We start from the raw sequence: 685 nt of genomic DNA, 5'->3' as shown, positions 1-685 counted from the left end.
CGAGCGGATCCGCTCGATCCCTTGATAACCACCATCGCCGGACAGGCGGGGATGAGCGGGCAAGGTCCTGCCCATGGTCTCCCGGAAGATCATCACATCGTTGCGGTTGCCCGGCCAGGCATCGCCGACCGCGACGACGCGGCGGTCACGGGCCCGGCAGACGATCTGCACATTCACACTGCGCCGGTAGTTCTTCGACTTCCTCGTCTTCTGCTGGTCGTGCACCGGAATGAGGGTGCCGTCCACCAGCCACAGCTCCCCGCCGACCGGCGGGCGGCGGGCCGAGCAGGGCGGCGAGGCGCGGCGCGAGGTCGGCGGTGACCCGGTGCACGGTGGAGTCCGTGGTGGCGAACAGCCCGGCCAACTGCTCCACGGTGAGGTTGTGCGGTAGCCCAGGATGACCAGCAGCACCCGGTCGCCGAAAGCAAGTGACCAGGGCCGGCCACACCCGCTGTCCGGGCGGCGCCGCCACAAACGGGCGATCAGGGCATGCAGCTGCGGCCCGGACAGCCCCGCCCTACGCCTTCAACTGAGCAGAAGAGCAGAGGGCGAGACGAAGTTCCATACAACTGACCGTAACCCGAACAGACTTCATGACGTTATGCCTGACGCTGACGATCTGGGAGAGGGGGGAGTGTGGTGAGTCGGTCATCGGCTGTGTCTGGGGCGGGGCGGCGGTTTCGGG

At 67.7% G+C, this 685-nt stretch carries 2 protein-coding genes; one reads left to right on the top strand and one right to left on the bottom strand.

The window, feature by feature from the left end; translation table 11 throughout:
- Positions 1–246 (bottom strand): transposase (locus tag CCN51_RS57730; protein WP_245881671.1); only part of this gene is annotated, 246 nt, incomplete at its 3' end.
- On the opposite strand from CCN51_RS57730, the gene CCN51_RS57725 reads away from it, so the two are divergent.
- Complete coding sequence (locus CCN51_RS57725) at positions 236–391, top strand: hypothetical protein (protein ID WP_238545275.1); 156 nt, start codon at positions 236–238, stop codon at positions 389–391. The genes CCN51_RS57730 and CCN51_RS57725 overlap by 11 nt on opposite strands.
- Positions 392–685: the final 294 nt, after the last annotated feature.

The sequence above is a fragment of the Streptomyces milbemycinicus genome (genome assembly GCF_002154605.1).
GTDB classification, from domain to species: domain Bacteria; phylum Actinomycetota; class Actinomycetes; order Streptomycetales; family Streptomycetaceae; genus Streptomyces; species Streptomyces milbemycinicus.
This window is presented reverse-complemented; position numbering and strand designations above follow the sequence as displayed.